This is a genomic window from Saliphagus infecundisoli (assembly GCF_020177375.1).
GTDB lineage: Archaea > Halobacteriota > Halobacteria > Halobacteriales > Natrialbaceae > Saliphagus > Saliphagus infecundisoli.
Genome location: NZ_JAIWHV010000014.1, coordinates 22,638 through 46,402, shown reverse-complemented (window position 1 = coordinate 46,402; position 23,765 = coordinate 22,638). Strand labels below are relative to the sequence as shown.

Genomic DNA, 23,765 nt, shown 5'->3' with positions numbered 1-23,765 from the left:
TCATGATCTGGAGAGAAGCGACCCGAAGTGAAATCTACGCCTACTACGATCAAGAGTTCCCGGAGTACACGGATCAGCTTCCGGGGTTCATCACAGCCACTGGACCGAAAGAGTTCGGGCTCAGTTTTCGGGATCGTCACCCAATCCGCAAAGACGAGCGTCCCGATCGAGACTTTATCCGACGGGCAACATGGCGGACGGACTCATCTGGCGAGCGGATTGCACAACATTTCGATGGGTTCGAAGAGGTTCGCTCGTTCATTCAAGCCCCCGCACGCAACGATCCCTTCGGTGACAGCGAGTACGCGCTTGCCGATCCCGGTCTCCTCGTGAAATCTGACCCCGTGTCAGCAGGCGTCTACTACGGGTTGGATAACTGGGAGCGCCCCTGGGTGCTCGCCGTCGACATCGACGCGAAAGACATCGCCATAGCACGGGCCGACCGAGAACTCAAGGACGTCGAGATCGATAGCCACGACGACGATCGGTCCCGTAACGAGGTCCTGCTCACAGAATCAGGCATTCAAGCGACTGCTCCCGCCGGCTATCCCTACGCGTTCGAAGACCTCAAGCGGACCATCGAGTACGGCTTTGAAACGCGCGACATCTTCGAAACCGAGTTCGACGCTGACGACACGATGGTCGTCTACTCCGGGCAAGGCGTCCACGTCTACCTGCTTGATGACGATCCAGAACATGACTACGATGAAAGCAGCCGCGAAGTGCTCAACGACCTCCTGATCGAGCGATACGAGATCCCAATCGATCCCGTCGTGACAGCCGACCGAAGCCGGCTGCTTCGGGTTCCCTACTCGCTGCACGCGGAGGTGTGCCGAGTCGTCCAGCCGATCGATAGCTCTGCATTCGATCCCCGAACGGAAGCCCGACCGCAGTTCCTTGAGTGATCCCAATGGTTGATCCGCGTAACTCCGAACGAGATGCCTACCTGGTCGCCGCAGTTCCAACCCAATACACAACGAGCGAGATCATCCAACTGTTCGCCCGTGGCTACGATCGCTATCTCGTCGAGGATGAACCGGATCCCGATGCGGTGCTTTCGGACGTTGAACGGTTCGTGACCGCCGCGTTTGAGCCGGCCCAACGCGAACGGACACTCGAGCGATCGTTCGTCGATCGGCCCGCGACACTCGTTTTGGTCGCGACCGTGGGGACGATCTGCGTGATGGAACACTCCCGGTTCGACAATACGCCCATTCGGCGCAACCAAGCCATCCACAATATCCGCGAACTGTTCGCCAACAACCTCATTTCGCTCATCCGCGAGTACAACGACCCCACGCTCTACCAAGACGGTGCAGAAGTCCTCTACGCGAAATCGCCCAGCGAAGATGGGCCACATCCGGGCCGGGTCTGTACCGACGTTACGACGATGTCCCAGTTCGACACTGACGGGTTCGACGAAGACACTCTCTACATCGAGATTCCGATGGCAGCGGCCTCACGGGCCTGTCTCACCCGGACAACCGACGAAGCGACCAGTGCCGAAGAAACGGGCGAAATCAGGACACCGCTCGTGAACAACAGCCTCTACATTTCCATCGAAGATTTCGAGGGGGACTATCAGGAGTACGCCGAAACCGGGTTCGCTCGCTTACGGTCTGCCCAAGAGGAGGAACTGGGCGAAGACGAGCGCAGTTGGCTCACAGCCAACGAAACAGCGATCACCGACCGAATCGAACGAGCGCTTCGCGGCGGTCACTACGAGAAGCTCTGGAAGAATTGGAACCAGGGACAGCGTCTCGTGCGGCTCCTTCGATCGGCCATCAGCGCCAGTCCGAACATCCAGGTCGGCGAGTTCTACACCTCGCGAGAACTTTACGACGCTCTCGAAGCGTACGACCCTGAGAGTAACGGTGAGGAAGCACAACTGCAGCAGTTCACTAGTCCGCGAACGGTCGGAAACACGCTCGCGAATAAGGATGCACACCAGTCGATTACGATTGATCGGGGTGGGCGAATCAACACTTACCAAGTTGCACATTCAAGTAGTGGAGCGCGGCTGGTCGAAGTCGACGAGCTCGAAGACCTGTTCGAACTGCCGTGTCTAGCCGCTCTGGACGAACGCCTGCATGAAGAGAAACCAGTCCGGAAAGACCTCTTCAACATCGTCCGGATGGTGATGTGGCTTCCACAGTACCAGGAGGCATCTCTCGAGAAAACTATCGATGATCTTCAGGATCTCTTTAGTCGGTGGCCGTGGCATGATCCCGAGATCACCGAGTACCAGATCAAATACGAAGCGCGTCGCGGAGAGCGCGGGATTGGCCCCAAGGGCACAACACCACTCCCGATGAACTGCGATAACGACGACATGCAACGGTACTGTATCGGGCAAGACCAGTGCCCCTACTCGATCTACGGCAGCCTCCCATTCCCCGACGACATGTATGATCAGCTAGATGGAAACGACGACTGGTTTTGAGGCGCTTTTCCCACTCGTTTCGCTGCGTAGGAAGGAGGAATACCTTTTCAAAATAGCATCGTCTCCCCATGATTGAAACAAGATTTGTATACTTGATAAAAACGTCCCATTGGAACAATTTCTTCGCTCACTGTGCCCCCAAATTGTGTGGTGTGATCTCTCGTATAGAGACGAACCACTACCGATTATACCTAAGAGAGGAACTGTACTTTTGAATATCACTACTTGTGCGCTACCATCCCGTCGAGCGTTTACTGAGGCTTGAAACTCCGGAAAAACCTGTTCGAGCCATTTTGGTCCAGAATATCGGGATCCCAGTAACCATTAGCTGTCCATAGCAGATTAACACTATTGGCCTTATTCAGTCTATATCGGCCGTTTCACCCCCTCGTCGAGCAAAATATCGATTTAATCTCTAAAATCTGATTCCGTCGACCACCGATTAATGGCTTTAGCGGCGCCCGACGGGCCTATAATCTATTCTGAACTCGTTATATTGGCTTCGTATACCTCAAAATCGTCCAAAGGATAAGGGGGGTATGCAGAAACTAAGCGATGCCCGACGGGGTGCGAATAGCGGACGGTGAGGGAGGTGGAGGAGAGAGGATGTATCAGATCGCATAAGAAGAGTGAAGGGGAAAGGTGGGGTGGATGGCGACGATGTGAGATGGGGGGAGATAGGGGTAACAGAACGGCGGGGAAACAGGGTCGGAGGCCAGCTGGGAGAACAGTGTGATCAGGGAGGGTGAGAGAGCATGGAAGAGGCGTCTTTCTGAACAGGAGAAGCGGGGGAAGTACGAACGAAGAGAACGGGGTTTTCGGGGGGATGTATCAGATACCTAGGCAGAGCGGGGGGAGGTAAGAAGAGGCGGAGAACGGTGCGGCATAACGAGCGGACAAGTGAGTGGATTCCAGGCTCGAGGAACGGGGCTGGAGAGGGAGCAGATTCCAACTGGGTAGACTCGAGTGCATGGTGGTGACTCGATTGACAATCTGGCACCCCGTGAGAGCGTGGTACAAGATATGGAGCGCGAGAGACTGAGCGACCAACCGTGCTACAGCGTACGCGGTGGTGTCGGTCATCCCCTGGGAGGGGTAGAGGTCTCATGAGTTGGAGTGATCGGCACGAGGCAGACGACGAATCGGACGACGATCAAGAGCAAGTCCTGGGCGACGAGTTCGACGAGTGGGCTCGAGAGGGGAACCAGCCAGTGTCAGAGGGTCGGACGGAGTCCAGCGGAGACGACGTCGCAAGAGGCCGGGAGCTCCGACCACGAGAGGGGGCAGACGAGCCACTACAGATGACGCAGTGCCCGCGCTGCGACTGTCGGGAATTCGTCTCGAAAAAACTCGTCTACGAGGAGTTCCACTACAGCGAAGGCGGCGACCTCGAGCATCATCAGAATCGGGTCCGGGCAGAGTTCGAGTACACGTGTATTGGGTGCACCAAGCGGTTCCATGAACTCCCCACGGGAGCGCGATCGTACTACTCGGAGGTGGCCGTCCTCAAGCAGGACCTGCGGCGGGCGATCCGAGTGCAAGTACGAACGTGGCTCGACTCACTCGGGACTCTCGTTCGCAAACCCTTCCGGGACTGACTCGAGGGGTGCACCTCGGCTGGAATCCTATATCCATTATTGACCGGAGTCAGACAGTATCAGACGGTCAGGAGAAGTGTGAGTAGAGAGATCCAACTCCCAGAGAACGATTCGACCGCACAGCACAACACCGCCCTCCCACGATCCCCCACCACCTCCAGGGTCCGGGCTGCTCATCTCGCTCTAATCGCTCCCTTCGGTCGCTGTGTTCGCTCGATCGCTGCCGGGCTTTCCCTGACTAGTGCTTGCCTCCGCTTCGAAACTCGCTCGCCGTGGCGTGGGCTCTGGGGTGGGTTGTCTTCTTTCAACACTGCCTGTCCAAGAATCTCGCGTTACATCGAGCGTGCGAATGGACCGTTCTGGTATATTCGGATTCTCAGAATAGGATTAAGGGGTGAGGAGATTGCTACTATGCGACACCTCCTTCAGGGCTACTGCGTTGCAACGAGAGAGAACGCGATAGTGTGCTGGTAGTCGGTGATCCCTTCACTGTCTTCGTCATCAACTCCAAACTCCGTAGCGAACTCGAACTCCGAGGGAACCGTCTCCGGGAACTCTTTATGCGGTCGGCGTATCAAGACGATTTCCCGAGATCGTGTTTCATCTGGTTCGAGTTCTCCCACCAAACTCGCCGCCCCGTAGCTGATTGTCTCGGTCGCAAACCACATTCGTTCCTCCTCGTCGAACGAATACTCATGTTTTTCACTCGGTCTCGCGCCGCCTCCCCCTCCTAGCTCCGGCGCCGAACTTCCCTCGAACGTCGGAACCAGAAAAAATTCACCATCAGTTTGATATATTCCCATGACCGGACGCATGCTTCCATAGGAGATCGTCTCGTCGGTCGTATTCGAGATCGAGACAGTGACCGTGAGCGGCGAGTCCGGCGAGTGAATGTCGGGCTGAGTGACTTCGAACTCGTGTTGAATCGGGCTCTCCGATGACGTCTCCGCTTCTATCTCGTAGGTCCGTGATTCACGGTCGTGGTCGTCCTGATCGGTCCTGTTTCCATCCTTCTCTTGGGCTGACCCGTTCGTCGCGTTGTCCTGGGCCGTCCCGTTTGACGTGTCGGTCTGCTCGCTCTCGGGTGAGTCGTTAGTGTGACCCGATCCGTTCGTTCGATCATCCTGGTCAGTCCCGTTTCCGTCGTCTTCTTGCGCTGATCCGTTCGACGTGTTGTCTTGATCCGTAGTGTTCGAGTCGGGTTCCTCGACGGTTCCGTTCGATTCGTCTCCCTGATCTGTTCCGTTATCGTTCTCCTCTTGGTCAGTCCCGTCGGAGCCTTGCGTGTTTTCTGCCCCGTTCTGGAGGCAGCCACCGAGGACACCGACACCTGCGATCAGAAGTGCGCGTCGTTTCATGATAGCTATGTTAGGTTACCAAGGGATATATGTTGGTGACGGTGAACGGCGCGTATGAGCTACCCGAAAGGGTATATAATAGAAGCAGGACGGCCAGAACGTTTCGCCCTTTCCTGAACGTATTTCTCGCGTTGCCTGAGCCCTCTGTATGTAACGATGGGTGGTCCGGTGAGCGTGATTCAACCGGATGCTTACTGAGAGCGTGTCATAGAATGCATCTCATAGCTTCTCGCAGCCCGGATCGTTTCCTCGCTCGTAGTTGGTGATTGCAACGACTAGTCGGAGGCAGAGCGCAACGTACACTTCTGTTCGAGCGTGGACGCGGCCTCGGGCGCGAACGTGCCCGAGGCCGCAGCCCTTGACTGCATCGTTGGTTCGTTCGACGCCTGTCCGGTGGTTGTACGTCTCGTCCAAGATGGAGTGGTTCAGCTGAACGTCCTCACTGTGTTCGGCGATGCGGTTTTCGACCCTGTACTCGATATCGAGTGGATCGTCGGCGTTTCGCGGGTTGTACGGAGCAATTGGCACGACCCCTGCGGCCAGCAGGTGGTCGTGCCAATCAAGGATATCGTACGCGCTGTCTCCAAGCATCCAGATCGGTGTGTCGACGGCGAGCGCGTCACGCGTGACGCGCATCGCCGTCTCTTGATCCGCTTGTTTGGTTTGTGTGAATTCCGCTGCTATCGGGATCTTTTCGCCAGTTGAGACGATCGTACAGCCGAAGCCGTAGTAGTGCTCCTCGGCTGTTGGATCGTAATTCCACGAGGCAGCGTCGTTGTATTGGATCGCTTCGACATGGGTCGAATCGATCGAGTACGTGGAGTCGAGCAGGCCGCGGGCGGCGGCCTGCTCGACGAGCCTGTCGAAGACGTTGTCAACAACGTGTTCGAGGTCGGTGAGAAAGCGGTCAATGGTGTCTCTGGAAGGCGGTTTGTCGAGTCCGCAGTAGTACCAGACGAGGCTGTGCTGGAGTTCGCGTGTGACTAGCCGTGTACCGTAGATATTCTTGTAGTAGCAGTGTAGAAAGCCGCGAAAGAGATCTGGCGGTTGATGAACTCGTGTTCGCCCCCGGCGAGCGGGGGCGAACACGTCGTACTCCAGGAGAAACTCGAACTCAAGGTGTTTGAACAACGGCACTGTTTCGGTAGCCGCCGCATTCAAGAAGTCGTCTACCGATGCTGCGTCTTGCAGGGCGTTGGTACTGCTGGACACAGTTTCCAAGCCCTGCGGCCTCCCTTGGGAGGCTTTCTATGACACGCTCTACTGATCGAATTCTGGGTTCCAGCATCAGCCTTATTCATGTGTAGGTTCTACACATAGCCATGACGCCAGAGGAGAAAACTCGGGTCGATTTCAACGCCCCCGTTTCGCTCGTCGATCAGGCGGACGTGGTCGCTGAGCTTCTCGATGTCTCTCGGACCCAACTCCTCATTGAGGCGCTTCGGGACGAAATTGAAGAACTCGCCACCGATGACGGTTTCCGGCGGATGATCAGCGACGCGTACTATTCCGGGGAAATTGACTTCAAGACCGTCGAATCGATTCTCGGGACGGAGGAAGCGATGCGGATGAAACTCTTGCGAGCCTCACTGAACCGCGATCCACCCGAGCCGCAGATCAAGGGCGAACTCCCACCACCAGCGGAATTTTACGACGGTGACGTTCCCGAGTGGACTCCTCAGGACGAAACGGACGATCCGGAGTCACGCGCATAGCGATGGGCGAACGGGCCGTCATCGTCGTCGATACGAACGTTCTCCTCAACCTTGCAACACCAGTGGTTGACGGACGCTCTCGGGCCCCGACTGGTGAAGACCCACTCAAAACGGTATTAACGGGATACGACGTCCACGTCCCGTCGAGTGTCCTTGGCGAAGTAAGCGAGGCACAGGGAAGCGACGATCTCCTCTCAGCAGCTGCGGATCTAGTGTTCCAAGCGTCGCATCATCTGACCACGCACGACGTCGATGCCGACATTGGCGATCCACTCGAGTTTGGGCTAGACCGGGGTGAGTCACACGGAATTTGGCTCGCAAACGAGCTGTCCGCTGCGATGTTCGTCACGGACGAATTCAACACGACGAACTATCTCTTTGTTTCCTTGGCGCTCGATGACCGCAACATCTTGTTCACGACGCCACATATCCTGTGTGTACTGGCCGATCGCGGATTTCTCACCCCTCAGTATGTCGATGCTGCATTGACGTACTATATTGAGACGAAACAATGGGACCGGCAGTACGTCGACCAACTGCGAACCATCTATCTCACCGAGTAACCCGATCTCACGGATTGGTTCGAACGAGATCAAGCAGTCGAGTGGTTCAGTTTGTCGTTTCAGTTGGCACGTTGAACAAGGCGATGAGAGTGAGAGCGAGATAGAAACCAGTTCCGTGAATAAGTGTCTCGGTGAGGAGTTCTTCTGGTGTGCTGATCCCGATGATATGAGTGAGCCACATATCACTGAGGGAGATGAGAAACGCGACGGAATAAGTCAATACCGCCCGACGAATGCTGACGAGACGGCTTTCCTGCAGATTTACAACCACATTGTCAATTCCCTACACAGACAGTATAGTCTTTTCCGATATGCAACGCTGTGCCCCTCTGTGACCTCCTGCATCAGTAGCTTCTCGACGTCGGAGTGCTTTCGAGCCGTTCTCCACAAGCCCTCGCCCGCTCGACATCCCGCGACCCCGCTGCGCTCCTCACTCCGTTGTGGTGCTTACAGGGTCGGGGGACGATCGAGGCGGGGCTCGCCCTGTGTATCCACCAGGCGGAGGGATCGATAGCCGGCTGTCCTCGAGGCGTCTGCCCGGTATGTTCGAGACGGCACGCCCCGCTCACCGCGTGCCGCCCTCCGCGTCGCTCGCGACCGACCATTCCGGGCTGCTCGCTCCCGATGGTCGCTGCGCTGCCGGGCTAAAATGGATGTGGTTTCGGCGCCAGCGCTTCACCCGTTCGGGTCCTACGGACCGCGGCTGCGCCGCCCGCGACGGACGTGGTTGCGTCGCGGCGAACGGGGAATGCGCTGGACGCTCGCTCCGGGCGGGTCGGCGCGCGGTGCTGGTTGGGTCCCCTCCTGAGGCGCGCTCTCGCTCGCGCCCAGGGGCGCTCGCGAAGGCGCAAGCGAGAGCGCGCAGACGAGTCTGTCGGACGGTGACGTGCGTTGAAAACCGCGATGTATAGGCATCGCGGTGTCGGGCGCGTGAGCGCCTTCAGGATCGGTGAGATCCAATGTCTAGTAACAACCCAAGCGACAAGGACGTTTCGGTCGATGAACAGACGGACGAACAGAAGGGCGGACGAGCGGTCGATGAGGATGGGTTCGAGGTCGTCGATGAGACGCCGGAGTTCGCGGCGTCGGTCGATCAGGAGGTGCACACGAAGGTCGAGACGAACCACCCAGAGACGGTGGTCGGACGGGACGAGAACGAGTTTGGACACCTGCCGTTGGCCCAGGAAGAGGAGATTCGGGCTCGGGAGGAAGAGCTCGATCGGATCAGTGCGAAAGCGGCGTTCGGCCAGCAAGAGGGGCGTGAAGAGCGCACCCGAGAGGTGGTCGTCGAGCAGCGTCGCGAGCGGCGGATCGAGCGGATCGATCCCCGGTCGGAACTCGAGCGGACGGAGGTTGCAGAGGTGAACACGCAGTCGGTGCGAATCACGGAGAGCGTGCGCAGTGGACCAAGCCGGGCGGCGGTGAGCCGTGGGCTGGCCGAGAAGGTCGAGAAGGGGAAGTCGATGATCGACGCGACCCTCGAGCAGATGGACGAAGTGAAGGCTGAAGCGGGGACGATCGTGGACATCGCGGACGTCCCCGAAGTGGAAACGGGCGAAGTGGACGTGGAAGGCGAGATCATCGAACTGTGGAAGCCCTCGAAGCCGTCGATCCAACAGGTGGGACTGATCGCGGACGAGACGGAGAAGATCAAGTTCACGGTCTGGAAGAACTCCTACCAGACGAAGGTGAGCGAGAGGGACACGGTGCGACTCAGGAACGTCAAGAAAAACTGGTACGACGAGACGTGCAACCTGGCCGTGACCGGGTGGAGTCGGATCGAGTTCCCCGAGCACGGCCGGTGGTGGACCGAGGAGTAGCCGACACGACCTCTCTTTTTTGTGTGTCCGACCACACGCTCGCTTCGCTCGCGTCCTCCCCACCCTCCTCCCTGCGGGGCGCACTGGCGTGCGCGTCCTCGGTCGTCCCTCGCGCGTTCAGCGCTTCACCAGAAGCGCTTTCATCGCGCGCCACCGCAACTCTACTGTCACCGCGCCCGTTGGCGCGACCGGCAATTGTGATGCTCCCAGGCCGTTCTCGAGGCCGAGGATGGCGATACTCGAGGGGTAACGCCTCCGTCGTCGATTTTGTGCCCTGTTCGTGTTGCCATAGACAACAACAGTTATTGTGTTGTGGAGAGTAGCAACACGCGATGACAGATGACGGGGCTCGGGAACTGGTCTCGCACACGGAGGACTTCGGCGGGCGGTACGTCGAAGTGGTGGTGTGGGAGGTCCCGGTTTCCGAGCGGTACCCCGATGGACTCAAATACTCGATGCAGTACGGGACGGTCGGCGGCGAGACGATCATCCGGTACGACAACTTCCCGGACCACCCTGACGCGACCCACCACCACAAGCACACCCGTGGCGGCGTCAAAGACGTCGATTTCGAAGGCCTGGGCCCGCTGCTCGAGACGTTTAAAGACGAGGTGAACGCACATGGCGACACATGGGACTGAAACGCCCGACGACGGATCGGCCGAAAAGCGGACGCTCTACATCCGATTTCGAGAGGGCGACCGCGACGGACTCGAACAGACACTCACAGCGATTGATCGTGGTGAGACACCTGATCCACATTTCGAGAACATCTATCACGATCCAGCCGACATTGATCGAGTCACGCGGCCGAAGAACCTCGAACTCCTCCGGACGATCGCTCGGCACGAGCCCGAGAGCATTCGCGAGACTGCCCGGTTAGTCGACCGCGACGTCCGCCAGGTCCATCGTAACGTGACAGAGTTAGAATCACTTCACCTCATCACGCTCGAAGACGATGGCCACTCGAAACGACCCACCGTCTGGTACGATGCGATCGAGGTCGATCTGCCGCTTCTTGGCGCGAGCAAAGCATACGATGCGGCCGACGCGTGAGCAGCATCGCCACTTTTCGTTTTTGAGACGGTCGGTTACAGGTCGTTGCACCCTCGATCGCAATACGGCACTGCGACCGAACGGTACATCGTTGTAACCGGCCGTATGAGCGACACGCCTCGGAACCTCGACGTGATCACCCCGCGTACCGAGTGACAACCAAGACGAGGAAGTATCCTCATCTCGTCCTGGCCGAGTTCCGCTGCGAGCGCGATCGCTACCGCCCGTGGTGTCGGTTCACCCCCACGAGAGGGGTGAGGGAGAGTCGAAATGGCCTTCTCAGCTCCGTTCAGTCAGCTCGTTGGATCTACTCGAGTCAGATCCGTTGACGTCGATGTTGGCAGCGGCAGTTGCGTGAGAGCCTTCTCCCCGTGAATTTCCATGTCAACAACGCCCACGCGCTTTGCCCAGTTCGACGGGTCGAACGAACAGGAATCCGAACACGACGACGCGACGACCCGCTCGGTTACGAGCACAAGCACGAACACGGAGACAGAGACCAAATCGGAGACAACGCACTCGATCAGAGAGACAGGTGAGCGCGAACCCGCTCACCAGTCAACGTGTGTCGAGTGCGGCGGACGTGTAATCACTGAAGACAACACGTCCCACTGTCAGGAGTGTGGCCTGGTCGTGACCGCAGACCACATCGATCACGGTCCAACCCGGCGATTTCACGGACCACAGAGCGGAGGCGGTCCCGCCGAGTGGAGCTGTGAGTCGGTCACACAGTTGCGGATCGACAAGGGGCTGCACACGACGTTCTACCTTACCAGTGACGGCTACGGGAACGCGCTTTCGAGCGATCAACAAGACAAATACGACCGGCTGAAGCACCGACACAAGCGCTTCCAGGTCGAGAGCAAGCGGGCGATCCGGCTCAACGAGGCGCTTCGAGACGTCCAGATGATCGGCGGGAATCTCGGCCTGCCCTCTCACGTCGTCGTCGACGCCGGACGGCTGGTGAAAGAGGCTGGTGACGCGCGTGTCCCGGGTGCGTGGACTTCGTGGGAAGGAGTCGCCGCTGGTGCCGTATTACTTGCAGCGACCGATGCTGGGGTGAATCGCCCGGTTCGAGAAGTCGCCTGCTACGGGAAAGTAAGCCACGTGCGGCTGTGTGCAGCCGCGCGCAAAATTCGGTGCTACGTCTCGACCGACGTTTCACCGATACGAGCAGACGCGGTTGCTACTGTCCTTGAGACGCTCGACAAGAGCGCGATCGATAGTGGGACCTACCTGCGTCTCAAGGACGTTGCACAGCGCTTAATGGAGGTTGCCGACGAAGAAGCGATTGGTGCGGGCACGCCACGACTGACCGTGGCAGCAGCCGCAGTGTACGCTGGGGATCGGTTGCTCGGCAGTGAGTGCCTCACCATGCAGCAGGTCGCCGATTCGATCAGTGTGATCGTCGAAACGAGCAAAGACAAAATCAATCGGTATTCCTCCACACTCCGGACTGAGTACGCCGAGCGAGACGAGGCTGCCACGCCGAGCGCCCTTCCCCAATACGGGCGGATCGTGATGGAGTAAGAGTCCTTAGACAGCGGTCGAGAGGGGGTCTGGTGTTGGTCGCTCCCTCTAGAGGATGGAGGAAGAGACTCATGCCATCAGATTCGTCAATCACGCTTGATACCGAGACTGCAGTCACCGTTGGGAGCTGGCTCCAGAGTATGAGCCAACATGACTCACTTGAGCCAGCGGTTGCTGAGCCGCTCGCCGGCCTCGCGGCTGCGATCGGCGACCGTGTCCGCGAGCAGGAGGTGTCTGAGGCTGCACCTCTCGAGCTCAGCGTCACGACGGTCGCTCCGTCGAACGGCCCGTCACACTCCAATGATGAGGATCACAGTGCGAGTGCGGGTGAACCCACGGATGAGAACCCTCCAACTCCAACCGGGCACGGCGATGAGGGCAGTCTCACCGAGCCGTCTGCCAGACCTCCGTCACAGGTTTACGATGATCTGCCGGCCCACGCCTGGGACGCCTGCCCTGCTCATGGTGACACCAGCTCGAACCGCGATCATGCAGGGGCGGCCGATGATCCTTCGTCGCCGCTTGGTGGAGCCGGCGGTGAGGCGTGGGAATCGGAAGCAGCACCGCCCTCACAGTTCGTCACAGCGTACGAGTGTGAGGTGTGTGGCGGCGTTCACGAGATGGAAGCGTCAGTGAAAGTCTGTGCGTACGTCGCGGACTGTCCAGTATGCGGCGCTGTTGACACCCGGTTCACGGCGATCGAGATTCCAATGCCGCGTTCGGAAGGAGCTCGTTCGAGCTAATCCAGTCGTGCTCGTTCTGTGTATACAGCCACCTACTCGCTTCGCTCGTATCCTCCCCAGCCGACTCCCTGCAGAGCGCACTCCCCGAGTGCGCGTCCTCGGTCGTCCCTCGCACGTTCAGCGCTTCTGGTGAAGCGCTTTCATCGCGCGCCACTGCTCAGACCGAACGTGTTTGTCACGAGATCGCGGTCGAGAACCCTATCGAGACGCTCACGGAGTCGCCGCGTTCTGGAATCTCCGTAACTGCATCGAGTGGAGGGCGTCGGTATCATCGTGTTGAGGACGCGACCAGACACGATGGGAGCAGCTTCAGGTCGTATAGTCCTCGACGATATTGGTGAGCGGTTGGCGGACCTGTCCATCGCCGTCGACGTCTCCGGTGGGATGGATGTGGTACTGCTCGTCAAATTTTTCGACGGTCAACAGGAGTCCCTCTCGTTCTGTCGTCCAGTCTGCATCCTCGAGATGGGTTTGGAGGGCAGCCATATCGACAGTGGTCTGTGCCTCACGGAGCGCGTCAGCGTCCTCAGTGGGGACTGTTGTGAGTCGTGTCTCGGGGAACGTGTATCGTTTCACGTCGTGGTCTCGTACCCCATCTTCGAGTTCGTCAGGAGCAGCGTCGGTCCAGTCAGGCCACCCTGTGTCGAGTCCTGTGACGAAGGCGACGACCACAGCTGGCATCTCAGAATCGTACTCAGGGTTGTCGTCAGCAACCGTACGTGTGTCGCCATCCCCTGTAGTGACTGGTCGGTCTGCGATCGTCCCTTCAGGTCTCTCAACGACAACAGCGAGGTCCGGGGACTCATCATCGGTATCGATCACGTAGTCACCAGGATTCATAGCCGGCCGTACTGGTCCAGCTGCGTTAACTGTTTATCCTCAAGTGGATCTCACCAAGTGTCATAGTGATGTCTGGTAGTGGAAACAGGCCCAGGCGACGATGGGGGAACGTATCGGTTTCACCCCTTCGGTCAATTTGCTCTTCCAGGGGATCCATGGTCAAGAGAACATACACGAAGGATTATGCAGCTCGAACCACTGTGAATAATCATGCAGATAGAAGACCTTCCAGAGCATTTCGACGAGCAACTCACGTATCCGGCCGACAGAGCAACTGTTATTGAGCAACTCGGAGAGGTTGAAGTTGAAGCCCCAGACCAAGGCGATTCTGAAACGGTTTCCACTATTCTCCGCCCTCTCACTGACGAAACGTACGACTCGTCAGATGAGCTGTACACGACCATCATCGGTAATCTCAACGAAGAGTATATCGGACGGAAATTCTACGATGATCGAGGCCAGCAAACTATAGACACGTCTGAACGATCGGAAGACGAACGTGATATCTCGTTCTAACAATAATCGGCAAGGGCCCCTCTCTCGCTCTCTCTTCGTTTAGCCGTCGTTCTCAGGACATTATCGACTTGATCCGCGAATAACGCTATTACTATACGTCATTTGCAAAAAGGGAAATATTATTATCCTGTATGTCAAAACCTATAGTGCGATGACTGATTCAGAGTCAGTACGCCAAGACACTCATCCTCGTGGGACGTGGGATGATATCAAAGAGTTACCTCCGAGTGCGAAACTAGTCGCGAAAGTTCTCGAGCAAAATGAGGCGATGACTCAACAAACGATTGCAGAAGAGACGCTCTTGCCCGATCGAACGGTCAGATATGCTCTGAATCGTCTCGATGAGAAGAATACCATCTCGTCTAGGTTTTCAGTTATGGATGCCCGCCGACAGCTGTACACACTCGACATCAATCCCTAAGTCGATCAAGTATGTCGGCAAGGAAGAAGTCCCTCCAACTCTTCCCCGATTCCAATTGACCTTTGGATCACATGAATGGCTTCGCCTTCTATGAAGGCGCCCTCCCGGTTCATTGTCGCTCATTTACAGGGCCCGGGCTGCTCACATCATTCACAGCACTCCCTATCGGTCGCTGCGTTCGCTTGTTGTGGCTGCCGGGCTTTCCCCTCGATTTATCCCTCGGACGGTACTAACGCGCCTCAGCGTACGTCTCTGTTCGTGCGTTGCCTTCTCGCTCGATCCTGCCGCTCTTCTACAGCCCCCAACTGGACAGTGGCCGCACCGGACATCTGGTGGCGTTAATTCCCTCCCTGCGAGGGAGTGGAGGCGAACAAAAATGGCAACACTCCGAGCAGTGACCGCTTCGAGCGGTGCGATGGTCACTGACCCAGATGCAGTCGAACAGCTCTGTGAAGCACACTGCTTCGGCGGCCTCAAATGGCGGCTCACCGACGACGGCGAGTTCTCCGTGTGGGGCTACGAAGCGTTTCGAGTCTACGTCCAGGCAGACGACGGCACGATGGATCTCGACGCCAGCGAGGTGACGCGGGAGTTCCTCTGGAAGCTCGCCGAATACATCGAGGAGGGTGACGAACTCGACGTCCAGAGTGCCGGGTTCACGAAGTGTCGGTATCCAGTACACGCCTGTCGATACGTCATCCGGAACGGCGCCGTCCTGCGCGCAAATCTTGGCGGGCTCGAATCCCTCGAATGCGGGACTTGATTCGAAGAGTGCCGATCGGCCCTACTTCCAAACCGCGCCCGACATCGACGGTAGTTCGAAGACTGAGTCGCCGTCTCGCGGAATCTCTGATTCCGTAGTGGCCACGAGGGTCTCGGGAGTGGCTTCCGACGGAACCCGAATCTTGGCCGGTGACTCGCCGCGGTTGACGCCCACGGTGATTCTTTCCGCGGCGTCACGCTCCGAGCACGAGTAGACGACTTGGTCGCCGTAACATTGATCTCTATCGAAGGAGAGGGTTCCCCGCCGGAGCGGTCGGTGGCGCGCTCGCATATTGATGAGGTCGGACACATACCGGTGGAGGTCCCGATTTTGATCGGCTTCGTCCCACACCATCGTCCGTCGACAGTCGGGGTCTTCGCCGCCGGTCATGCCGATCTCGTCACCGTAGTAGAGGCAGGGCGTTCCTCGGAAGGTCAGCAACATGAGTAGCGCTACTCTGACTTTTCGCTCGTCTCCGTCATATCGGTGTTTGAGACGAGCGGTATCGTGGCTTCCGAGCAGATTGAACAGGACTTCGTTGACCTGTTCCGGGTAGCGCATGAGGAAGCGATTGATTTTGTTAGTGAACGTCGCGGCGTCTATAGACTGCTCGCCGAGGAAGTCGTCGGCCGCGTACGTGAACGGATAGTTCATCACGGCATCGAATTGGTCGCCCCGGAGCCACGGCCGCGAATCGCGCCAAATTTCGCCCAAAATGTAAGCGTCAGGCTTGACTTCCTTGACCGCCCGCCGGAACTCGCGCCAGAACTCGTGGTCCACTTCGTTCGCCACGTCAAGACGCCACCCATCGATGCCCGTCTCCTCAATCCAGTCCGTCGCCACGTCGATGAGATAGGACTTGACCTCGGAGTTCTCGGTGTTGAGCTTGGGCATGTAGCTCTCGAAGCCGAAGGTGTCGTAGCTCGGTCGGGGCTCGAATTCGATGGGAAACTCGTGGATATGGAACCAATCGACGTACTCGGAATCACGACCGTTTTCGAGTACGTCTTGAAACGGCTCAAACTGTCGTCCACAGTGGTTGAAGACTGCATCAAGCATAACGCGCATGTCCCGATCGTGGGCGGCGTCCACAAGTCGCTTCAAAGTCTCAGTGTCGCCGAAATGGGGGTCGATGCGTTCGTAGTCAGTCGTGTTGTACTTGTGATTCGACGTTGATTCGAAAATGGGCGTGAGATATAGCGCGGTGATGCCGAGATCGTCGAGATAGTCCAGATTCTCGATGATCCCCTGTAAATCGCCCCCGAAGAAGTTATCCTGTTCGGGGTCTCCGCCCCAGTCTTCGACCCCGTCGGGGTTAATGTCGGGGTTCCCGTTAGCAAATCGCTCAGGAAAAATCTGGTAGAACACCGCGTCGGCGACCCACTCAGGCGGGTCGATGACGTCCACGGGATTGATGAATGGATACTCGAAGTAGTGTAGCGGCTGGTCGGTCCCGGCAGTCGGCAGGTCGTTGTCGGCCTTCGACTCGAAGCCCCACTCGGTGAACCACAGCTCCTCGCCGTCGGCTTGAACGAGAAACGCGTAGCACAGTCGGCGATGGTCGGGTTTGACCGACGTCTCCCAGTAGTCGAAACGCGAATCGCTCCGAACCTTTTCGAGGCCGGTCAGATTCCGGTTCGCCCAGTCGAACTTGTCGGCGTGGAGCACTTGACAGCCATCGAGATCTCCTTTCTTCGCTCGGAGACGGAGGCGGACGGTCTCCTCATCCTCCGCGTATGCGAGGTTGCTCTTGGGTCGATGGTGAATAGCTTCACGGCAGACTGACATTATGCCCCCTCCGTGCCCGTTCGGCCCGCTTTGTCATACGTGTTCGCGTACATTACAACCAGTTCGTCACGAGACTGGGAAAAAAATGTTTTGTATAGATTCTTCAAACTTATAGATGGGACAGACGAGGCAGAGTAATTGGGCTAAGACCTGAATACGCTGCTTTGTCGAAGGGCGGATGAACCAGTCGACACCGTCGGTTACAAGCGGGTAAAGTCGAAGAATCCGATTTGGTCCATGGAAGTCGCACTATCCGATCTCGTTCGACAGTGAAAGCGTCTAGCCAAACCACAGTCCGCAGTATCGGGGCCCGACCCGTGGGATCGGCCTTGCATTTGCCTGGTACGGCCCGGCTCCGGGAACGATATGTACCTTCCCTACTCGTCTTCCCACCCCTGGTGATCCGGGTGGCGGTCGTCCTCGTCGTGGTTCTCGCCGGCCTCCCAGACGTCGCCGTCCTCGCCTTCGGGTCCGCGTCGGGTCTTCCACTCGAAGGTACCGGGATCGTCGATCGTGACCGCCCAGACCTCGTCCTCGGTTCGGGTCGCCTCGACTCCGCCGCCCCACTCCGTGAGTGACTCAGGACTTCCGGTGAAATACACCGACTCGCCATCCTTTATCTCGACGGTCGTTCGGAGTGTGATCTCTCCGTCTCCGTCCTCGTCTTCCCCCTCGTCCTCGCTGCCTCCGCCATCGCCACCGTCGAACCCGTCTTCCCACCCCTGGTGGTCGGGCGAGCGGTCGGCGGCCGAGTGATTCTCGCCGCCCTCCCAGACGTCGCCGCCCTCTCCCTCGGGACCGCGTCGGGTCTTCCAGGCGAAAGTGTCCGAGTCCTCGAGCGTGACTTCCCAAATCTCGCCTTCGATGTGGTTGCCCTCGATTCCCTCGCCCCAGTCGGTGAGTTCCTCGCTGCTCCCCGTGAAGTACACCGACTCGTCGGGGGCCGTCGGCGCCTCGATCCGGAGCGTGATCACCTCGTCCTCGCGGACAATGAGGGTCGAAACGTCCGCGTCGTCCGGGGTCGAACCGATAAGTTCGTACTCGCCCTCGTCGCGATCGGTATCAACCTCGAACGTGACCGTCATCGATTCTCTCGCGCCGAGACAGACCCGCTCGCTCGCCACGGTCTCGCCTGAAAGCGAAACAGTCAGATCGTCGTAGAGGTCCTCGCGGCCGGCGCGAACCACGGCATCGATGGTGGCGGTCTCACCGCCCTCGGCAGCGTACTCGAGGGAGCGAAACGAGACGGTAGGCTCGGTCGGCGGGCAGTCGGCGACGTACATCACGTACCCCCTGGCGGGAATCTCGATGGTCGCCTCGCCGTCGGCGCCGACCGCGACGAGGTCCCCGGTACCGGTCGCGTCCGAAAGATCGGTTCCCCTCCAGGCGGTATCAACCGTCACTGATGCGGGTTCCTCGCCCGTGTTGATCCCCGCTAGCAGGCTTCCGTCGCGCTCGAAGACGTAGTAGTCCTCGCTGACGGCGCGGTCTACGACATAGCCCTCCGCGTGTTCGTCGGCGATCCCCACGAGCGTCGCCAGGTCGTCGTCGGCGAGTTCGTGGTACTCCTCGGGGCCCGAGCGATAGATCTTGGGCCGGCCCGCGTACGCGAGGACGAACGCCTCGGCGAGTTCGACCGCCCGCCCCTCCGGAACGGTCGCGGCATCGTCGGTTGGCTCGACGCCGGGACCGATGGCATCGTGGTTCTGGACAAACGTGACCGCCGCGTCGGGGTCACGGTGGGCGACCCCCGGCGCGACGCTCCGGGAGAGATCCGCGAGACTGCCGCCGTCGAAGGCATCGGCGATGGCCGAGTAGAGGGGGAAGTCGAAGACGGTCATTCCCGTGTCGGCCCACTCCACGAGCCCCTCGACGTCGCTTTCCTCCCAGACCTCCGCGACGCGCCAGAGGCCGAGGTCGTCGGCCAGCGGGTTGACGTGCTCGGCGAAGTACCACGGCCAGACGTGGGCCGCGGCATCGTACCGGAGGCCGTCGGCGCCCAGTCCGGCGATCCGCTCGATATACGCTTCGTGGGCCGCCTGCACATCGGGGTGGGAGACGTCGAGCGAGGGCAATCCGAGGAGATCGCACTCGTAGTCGGCGGCCTCGCCCTCCAACTCGCAGTCGTCGCCGAGCGTCCCGTTGTCGTGGAAGTGTTCATCGGTATCGAACTGAGGCCACTCGACTGTTCCATCGGGACCGTCGGGGGCAGCCATGTGGTTGAGGACGACATCCACGATCACCTCGATCCCGTGGTCGTGGGCGGTCCCGATCAGGCGCTCGAGTTCGGCCTCTGTCCCGAGCGCAGAGTCAAAATTCCGGAGATCGACCGGCTGGTAGCCGATCGGCGGGTGCGGATCGCGGTGGCCGTAGGGACCGACTTCGTCGTAGAAACCGATCTTGCCGTCGTAGGAGAGGTCCTCCCAGCCGAGTTTCGACGCCGCAGGCTGCTGTATCCAGATCGCGTCGAACCCACTCCCCGCAATCTCGGGGATCCGCTCCTCGATCGTCGTCCACTTGCGGTGAAAGACTTGAAGGAGGACGCCCTCGCCGGCGGGCGGCTCCGAGAGGGCCCTGGCGTTTCGCGAGCCGATCGAAACGCCGGCGAGCGAGAGCCCGCCGAGCGCTCCGACTCCCCGGAGGACGGTTCGGCGACCGATATCGTGACTGTCGTTATCGAGCATGACGGATCGACGTTCAGTATATGGTGTAATAAAACATCCCACTTTTTACTCGAGTCGGTAATCGCGTATGGTGTTTCAGTTATAGCCGACTTTCAGTACCTCTTCTAGGTTGACAACGTTATTTCTGCTGAGGAGTAGGATCAATTCTTGAGAGGTCAGACAAATTCACGGTACAGTGTGTTCGTTTGAGAAAATCCTGGCGCCAGGCCCTTCATTCGTGCCGTCTGTGCGGAGAGCGGCGTCATTGATGTTCTCGACGAAGAACTCACCTGAAATGAAGACCACTCTCAGCTTTCGCCTGGGTTGCGGCTCATGACGTTAATCTTGAAATATCTAACCGAGGAGCAGCTGATGGAGTGGTCTGGTTCACTACGGTCGCACGCCCAGCTCATCCTCGATAAACTGAGGGAATATCTCGCCTACTCATCCTCATCACTGTTACAGCGACTGATCGAAGGCGGTCGGAAAATCCACCAACAACGACCACTTCTCCAGGAACAGCTTGCTACCATCCTTCAATCGACTGTTGAAGCTTAGCTAAAGACCAATGGCCTCTTTAGAGGACCTGAGGGTATTCCCCCAAGCAAGCTAACGTGTATGCGCAAATATTGGTTCGATTAGGCACATTCTCTTAAATTTATGTGTTGCAGTAATGACCTTGCGCCATCCATTCGGTGGCTGAGAAGCGTCGATTGTCGGCAGTTATTGAGGAGTAAGAGTGATCTTGGAAGCCTCATACTCTTCAAGGAACGACCCCGGGCCGCCCACAGTCACTCGTCCTCCTTCCAGTTCCACGACGAGGGTGTTCTGGACCGGAAAATCGTTCGTCATGGGTTCAATCAGCCCCTGATAAGTATCTACTACCGTTCCAGTGAGCGTCTTGTGGTCGGGATCGCCCGATGACGGGGTGACAGTGGCCTCGACAGTGATTGGCCGGTTGTCTCGAAGGTGGAGGGTCGCATCGAGTACCGCATGTCGAAAGCTCCGGTACTCCGCCGGGAGCGACCGGGGTTCAGCGATGTAGACCTCATCGGCCATCGACCAGTAGTTGCCCATAAACGATCCGACCAGCACGGGGACTATCTGTTGCTGAGCGAAGGCAATGGCCCGCTGGTCGGTATTCGACCGTGCCACCATCTCGACGGGTGCCACCACCCCGTACTGCTGGTCGACCGTCAGAATTAGTGGTGTCGCATGCTCCCATGTCCGGACGACCGTTGCGACGCCATCTACCTCCTCGATGTCGAACCCACTCGGAGGCGTGTCGTTGACCAGTACGAGTGCGAGGACGCCACGCTCAACTGCCTCTTGGAGTTCGTCTCGAACCTCTGTGAGATGCTCGGAGGGAACCGACAGGGTAAGCTCGCTGTCGGCTGCCGAAATAAACTCAGCGATTCGCTTGACGACCGTAACCCGCGATTTGACTACGTCGAACTGTTGAACGTCGCGTTCGGTCCGGGAGTATCGCTCGGAGAGCGCAGGCTCCATCACAGCGAGTTCATCAGTGAGCGTCGCCATGACCTCCTCGGGGGGCCGAGCCCAAATCTTCGTCGGCACCACGTGGTCATCTACATCGACGAATCCCCGGTCTTCGAGTGCTTCGCTGATGCTGTAGACATATCGCTTCGAAACCCCGGTGACGTCGGCGATTTCGCTCGCCGTCGCCTCGCCCTGTTCGAGAATCGCGAGATACGTGTCCACCTCTTTTTCCGATAGTCCGAAGTGACGTAGCTGCTCCGAGAGCGTCAGGTCGTTCATTACTGTCTATTTCGTCCGCCGGTTTTTTAATCTACGCGATTAACGGACTCTCGTACGGTATCAAGGGGGAGAAAATATTACAACAAATTTTATTGCAGAGCATTGCGCGTCTTTCGAGTATGAAGTTGCGACATGCACTGAACGACTACAAGCGTCACCGGGACCACGATACGAAATTCCCCGGTGAGCGTCGGTCGACGACCGGCATCTTTTCCGGGACTGATGGCCGCCTCGTCCACGTCAGCCAAGAAGGCGCACTCTGTGACTACTCCGACCCGCTCGTCGAGTTATCCGGCATCGAGCGGTCCCGCTTCGGCGTCGAGATCGACGACATCCGATGGTTCACCGAGACATCAGAGCAGGGGTACGTTGGCGACTCGGCGATAGTCAAGACGGTCCACGAGTTTGACGACTGGAGCGTAATCCAGTACGATCTTACGATCGGACTTGCCCACGTCACACGGTTTGAGCTGTCGGGCGACCCACCGCTCGACGCCCGTCTGCGGGGCGTCATCGGGTTCGCACCCGATGGCCAAGAGGGTCAACTAGCAAACCTGATCCATGAGGATGCCATTGAGGTCTACCATCGGGACGAACACGATTATGTCGGCGTCTCGACCGATCTGCGCGATATCGCGGGGCAGGTGCCCGAACGTCTAGGAGATCTGGTTTCTCCTGCACCCGTAGCGTTCCCGCGATCGCTCGACGCATCCAACTACGAGGAGCCGACGCTCTCTGGCACTGTGGCATTCGCTGCACCGTTCGAAGACGGCGGTGTGACCGTGGTTTCACTCCTCGCCGACAGCGGCGAGCTCCCTCGGGAAGCGGCACTGACACGTGTAGAGGAGCTGCTGACGAGACATAACGATGTGTCTACGTTGCGGAATCGCGGTGACGAACGTGCGCTTTCGGTCGGCGAGGACGTTCCGAATCGGCGGGCTGTGACCGCAGATCTGCGCGCACTCTCGTTCCTTTCGGCGTCGTCAGGGGCTCGAATCGCGGGTCCTGACTTCGACCCGTTCTTCGAACACTCCGGCGGCTATGGATATACGTGGTTCCGTGACGACGCCGAGATATCGCGGTTTTTGCTGACCGCTGACCAGGTTCTGGCGCTCCCCATCGACGACTGGCATGCACGCTCGGCGACGTTCTACCGCGATACCCAACTCGAGGACGGAACGTGGCCTCATCGGGTCTGGCCCCAGAGAGGGATACTTGCACCTGGCTGGGCGAACGCGCGACTCGAAGCCGGGAGCAACGCTGACTACCAAGCCGACCAGACTGCGAGCGTCGCGTCGTTTCTCGCAGCCTACCTTCGCCAGTGCGATGGTGATGACGCCGACGCCGTTGAAACCACGCTCGGGAGAGCGGTTGGTGCGCTCGACACGACGCTGGCCGATGACGGACTCCCGGTTGCCAGCCAGAACGCGTGGGAAAACATGCAGGGTCGATTCGCTCACACGGCCGCCACCTTCCTCCACGCGTACAGTGCGGTCGCGCGCGCACCTGTCAGGGAGAACATTCGGAGCCACGCACTCTCGCAGGCCGAGACGGTACTCGCGAGTCTCGACCGGCTTTGGACAGGCGACCACTACGCGCTTCGGCTTGCTAATGGTGAGCCGGACTTACGACTCGATTCGAGTACGCTCGCGCTCGGTGCCGCCCATCGGGAGTACACTGCAGTGGGCACCCTCTCCAATGAGGAACGCGACCGACTTCTTGCACACGTCGAGACGACGATCGACGGTCTGTACCGCGAGACCGATTCAGTCCGTGGACTTGCGCGCTTCGAGGACGACCCGTGGCGACGACGCTCCCAGGATGAGCCAAAGATTTGGACCGTCTCGACCGCATGGGGGAGCAACGCGGCCGCGCAGACCGGGACGCTCCTTGCGGATTCGGACGACGACCGCGCGGCACGTGCCTACGGTCGTGCGCGCGGTCTCCTCCGAGAACTGCTTCCTGGGGGGTCGCTCGTCCAGTCAAGCGGCTACCTTTCCGAGCAGGTGTTTGACGACGGAACTCCCGATTGTGCGACCCCACTGGGATGGCCGCACGCACTTCGACTCGCGACGGTAGCCCACCTTACCGAGGTCGACGAACTTCGGGCTGAGAACGCGGTCCCACAGACGGACTAAACAGAAACGTTCGGACGGAGTCCCCGGTCGG

General features: G+C 58.8%; 20 protein-coding genes. 14 read left to right on the top strand and 6 right to left on the bottom strand.

The window, feature by feature from the left end; translation table 11 throughout:
• Positions 1-2: 2 nt before the first annotated feature.
• The 3 genes from LCF40_RS14965 (at position 3) to LCF40_RS14955 (ending at position 4,041) form a co-directional block, all read left to right on the top strand.
• The gene (locus LCF40_RS14965; protein WP_224829044.1) at positions 3-905 is read left to right on the top strand and encodes a bifunctional DNA primase/polymerase; all 903 of its coding nucleotides are present in this window, start codon (positions 3-5) and stop codon (positions 903-905) included.
• Between the two features lie 5 nt (positions 906-910).
• Positions 911-2,443 carry a primase-associated protein gene (locus LCF40_RS14960; RefSeq protein WP_224829043.1) on the top strand — a complete coding sequence of 511 codons (1,533 nt, stop codon included), beginning with the start codon at positions 911-913 and terminating at the stop codon, positions 2,441-2,443.
• Between the two features lie 1,106 nt (positions 2,444-3,549).
• On the top strand, positions 3,550-4,041 hold the full coding sequence (locus LCF40_RS14955) for a hypothetical protein (protein WP_224829042.1): 492 nt from the start codon (positions 3,550-3,552) through the stop codon (positions 4,039-4,041).
• A gap of 431 nt (positions 4,042-4,472) precedes the next feature.
• On the opposite strand, the gene LCF40_RS14950 is transcribed toward LCF40_RS14955, so the two are convergent.
• Positions 4,473-5,399: a hypothetical protein gene (locus LCF40_RS14950; protein WP_224829041.1), complete on the bottom strand. Its 927-nt coding sequence runs from the start codon at positions 5,397-5,399 to the stop codon at positions 4,473-4,475.
• A gap of 219 nt (positions 5,400-5,618) precedes the next feature.
• Positions 5,619-6,611, bottom strand: coding sequence for a transposase (locus tag LCF40_RS14945; protein ID WP_224829078.1), 993 nt, complete (start codon positions 6,609-6,611; stop codon positions 5,619-5,621).
• A 110-nt stretch (positions 6,612-6,721) separates the two neighbouring features.
• Here LCF40_RS14945 and LCF40_RS14940 point away from each other — a divergent pair, with 110 nt between their 5' ends.
• The 7 genes from LCF40_RS14940 to LCF40_RS14910 all read left to right on the top strand — a co-directional run bounded on the left by LCF40_RS14940 (position 6,722) and on the right by LCF40_RS14910 (position 12,826).
• Complete coding sequence (locus tag LCF40_RS14940) at positions 6,722-7,114, top strand: hypothetical protein (RefSeq protein WP_224829040.1); 393 nt, start codon at positions 6,722-6,724, stop codon at positions 7,112-7,114.
• A 2-nt stretch (positions 7,115-7,116) separates the two neighbouring features.
• A complete protein-coding gene (locus LCF40_RS14935; protein ID WP_224829039.1) occupies positions 7,117-7,677 on the top strand; it encodes a hypothetical protein in 561 nt (186 codons plus the stop codon).
• A gap of 959 nt (positions 7,678-8,636) precedes the next feature.
• A complete protein-coding gene (locus LCF40_RS14930; protein WP_224829038.1) occupies positions 8,637-9,497 on the top strand; it encodes a DNA-binding protein in 861 nt (286 codons plus the stop codon).
• 332 nt (positions 9,498-9,829) lie between these two features.
• Positions 9,830-10,138: a toxin-antitoxin system TumE family protein gene (locus tag LCF40_RS14925; protein WP_224829037.1), complete on the top strand. Its 309-nt coding sequence runs from the start codon at positions 9,830-9,832 to the stop codon at positions 10,136-10,138.
• Positions 10,119-10,553: an HVO_A0114 family putative DNA-binding protein gene (locus LCF40_RS14920; RefSeq protein WP_224829036.1), complete on the top strand. Its 435-nt coding sequence runs from the start codon at positions 10,119-10,121 to the stop codon at positions 10,551-10,553. The genes LCF40_RS14925 and LCF40_RS14920 overlap by 20 nt, the downstream gene beginning before the upstream one ends.
• A gap of 381 nt (positions 10,554-10,934) precedes the next feature.
• Positions 10,935-12,083 carry a transcription initiation factor IIB family protein gene (locus LCF40_RS14915; RefSeq protein WP_224829035.1) on the top strand — a complete coding sequence of 383 codons (1,149 nt, stop codon included), beginning with the start codon at positions 10,935-10,937 and terminating at the stop codon, positions 12,081-12,083.
• Between the two features lie 71 nt (positions 12,084-12,154).
• Positions 12,155-12,826 carry a hypothetical protein gene (locus tag LCF40_RS14910; protein WP_224829034.1) on the top strand — a complete coding sequence of 224 codons (672 nt, stop codon included), beginning with the start codon at positions 12,155-12,157 and terminating at the stop codon, positions 12,824-12,826.
• A gap of 309 nt (positions 12,827-13,135) precedes the next feature.
• Here LCF40_RS14910 and LCF40_RS14905 read toward each other — a convergent pair whose 3' ends face one another.
• Positions 13,136-13,666: a hypothetical protein gene (locus LCF40_RS14905; RefSeq protein ID WP_224829033.1), complete on the bottom strand. Its 531-nt coding sequence runs from the start codon at positions 13,664-13,666 to the stop codon at positions 13,136-13,138.
• Between the two features lie 210 nt (positions 13,667-13,876).
• On the opposite strand from LCF40_RS14905, the gene LCF40_RS14900 reads away from it, so the two are divergent.
• From LCF40_RS14900 to LCF40_RS14890, 3 genes are all read left to right on the top strand, one after another.
• Entirely contained in the window at positions 13,877-14,182 is a 306-nt protein-coding gene (locus LCF40_RS14900; protein ID WP_224829032.1) for a DUF5789 family protein, read from the top strand.
• Positions 14,183-14,333: 151 nt separating this feature from the next.
• Positions 14,334-14,603 carry a MarR family transcriptional regulator gene (locus LCF40_RS14895; RefSeq protein ID WP_224829031.1) on the top strand — a complete coding sequence of 90 codons (270 nt, stop codon included), beginning with the start codon at positions 14,334-14,336 and terminating at the stop codon, positions 14,601-14,603.
• A gap of 376 nt (positions 14,604-14,979) precedes the next feature.
• Positions 14,980-15,366 (top strand): hypothetical protein, encoded by a 387-nt coding sequence (locus LCF40_RS14890; RefSeq protein WP_224829030.1) that lies wholly within the window; start codon positions 14,980-14,982, stop codon positions 15,364-15,366.
• Positions 15,367-15,387: 21 nt separating this feature from the next.
• Here LCF40_RS14890 and LCF40_RS14885 read toward each other — a convergent pair whose 3' ends face one another.
• The 3 genes from LCF40_RS14885 to LCF40_RS14870 all read right to left on the bottom strand — a co-directional run bounded on the left by LCF40_RS14885 (position 15,388) and on the right by LCF40_RS14870 (position 21,596).
• The gene (locus LCF40_RS14885; RefSeq protein ID WP_224829029.1) at positions 15,388-17,154 is read right to left on the bottom strand and encodes a glycoside hydrolase family 13 protein; all 1,767 of its coding nucleotides are present in this window, start codon (positions 17,152-17,154) and stop codon (positions 15,388-15,390) included.
• A 377-nt stretch (positions 17,155-17,531) separates the two neighbouring features.
• Positions 17,532-19,838: an alpha-amylase family glycosyl hydrolase gene (locus LCF40_RS14880; protein ID WP_224829028.1), complete on the bottom strand. Its 2,307-nt coding sequence runs from the start codon at positions 19,836-19,838 to the stop codon at positions 17,532-17,534.
• 702 nt (positions 19,839-20,540) lie between these two features.
• Positions 20,541-21,596, bottom strand: coding sequence for a TrmB family transcriptional regulator (locus LCF40_RS14870; protein WP_224829027.1), 1,056 nt, complete (start codon positions 21,594-21,596; stop codon positions 20,541-20,543).
• Between the two features lie 119 nt (positions 21,597-21,715).
• Between LCF40_RS14870 and LCF40_RS14865 the strand changes: the two genes are divergently transcribed.
• Complete coding sequence (locus LCF40_RS14865; protein WP_224829026.1) at positions 21,716-23,734, top strand: DUF7997 domain-containing protein; 2,019 nt, start codon at positions 21,716-21,718, stop codon at positions 23,732-23,734.
• Positions 23,735-23,765 lie beyond the last annotated feature (31 nt).

Bases quoted from the DNA above. Each gene is read 5' to 3' on its own strand.
- LCF40_RS14910 (WP_224829034.1), top strand. From the start codon at position 12,155: ATGCCATCAGATTCGTCAATCACGCTTGATACCGAGACTGCAGTCACC.
- LCF40_RS14865 (WP_224829026.1), top strand. From the start codon at position 21,716: ATGAAGTTGCGACATGCACTGAACGACTACAAGCGTCACCGGGACCAC.
- LCF40_RS14900 (WP_224829032.1), top strand. From the start codon at position 13,877: ATGCAGATAGAAGACCTTCCAGAGCATTTCGACGAGCAACTCACGTAT.
- LCF40_RS14955 (WP_224829042.1), top strand. From the start codon at position 3,550: ATGAGTTGGAGTGATCGGCACGAGGCAGACGACGAATCGGACGACGAT.
- LCF40_RS14870 (WP_224829027.1), bottom strand. From the start codon at position 21,596: ATGAACGACCTGACGCTCTCGGAGCAGCTACGTCACTTCGGACTATCG.
- LCF40_RS14885 (WP_224829029.1), bottom strand. From the start codon at position 17,154: ATGTCAGTCTGCCGTGAAGCTATTCACCATCGACCCAAGAGCAACCTC.
- LCF40_RS14895 (WP_224829031.1), top strand. From the start codon at position 14,334: ATGACTGATTCAGAGTCAGTACGCCAAGACACTCATCCTCGTGGGACG.
- LCF40_RS14925 (WP_224829037.1), top strand. From the start codon at position 9,830: ATGACAGATGACGGGGCTCGGGAACTGGTCTCGCACACGGAGGACTTC.
- LCF40_RS14930 (WP_224829038.1), top strand. From the start codon at position 8,637: ATGTCTAGTAACAACCCAAGCGACAAGGACGTTTCGGTCGATGAACAG.
- LCF40_RS14950 (WP_224829041.1), bottom strand. From the start codon at position 5,399: ATGAAACGACGCGCACTTCTGATCGCAGGTGTCGGTGTCCTCGGTGGC.
- LCF40_RS14890 (WP_224829030.1), top strand. From the start codon at position 14,980: ATGGCAACACTCCGAGCAGTGACCGCTTCGAGCGGTGCGATGGTCACT.
- LCF40_RS14960 (WP_224829043.1), top strand. From the start codon at position 911: ATGGTTGATCCGCGTAACTCCGAACGAGATGCCTACCTGGTCGCCGCA.
- LCF40_RS14935 (WP_224829039.1), top strand. From the start codon at position 7,117: ATGGGCGAACGGGCCGTCATCGTCGTCGATACGAACGTTCTCCTCAAC.
- LCF40_RS14880 (WP_224829028.1), bottom strand. From the start codon at position 19,838: ATGCTCGATAACGACAGTCACGATATCGGTCGCCGAACCGTCCTCCGG.
- LCF40_RS14920 (WP_224829036.1), top strand. From the start codon at position 10,119: ATGGCGACACATGGGACTGAAACGCCCGACGACGGATCGGCCGAAAAG.
- LCF40_RS14915 (WP_224829035.1), top strand. From the start codon at position 10,935: ATGTCAACAACGCCCACGCGCTTTGCCCAGTTCGACGGGTCGAACGAA.
- LCF40_RS14965 (WP_224829044.1), top strand. From the start codon at position 3: ATGATCTGGAGAGAAGCGACCCGAAGTGAAATCTACGCCTACTACGAT.
- LCF40_RS14940 (WP_224829040.1), top strand. From the start codon at position 6,722: ATGACGCCAGAGGAGAAAACTCGGGTCGATTTCAACGCCCCCGTTTCG.
- LCF40_RS14905 (WP_224829033.1), bottom strand. From the start codon at position 13,666: ATGAATCCTGGTGACTACGTGATCGATACCGATGATGAGTCCCCGGAC.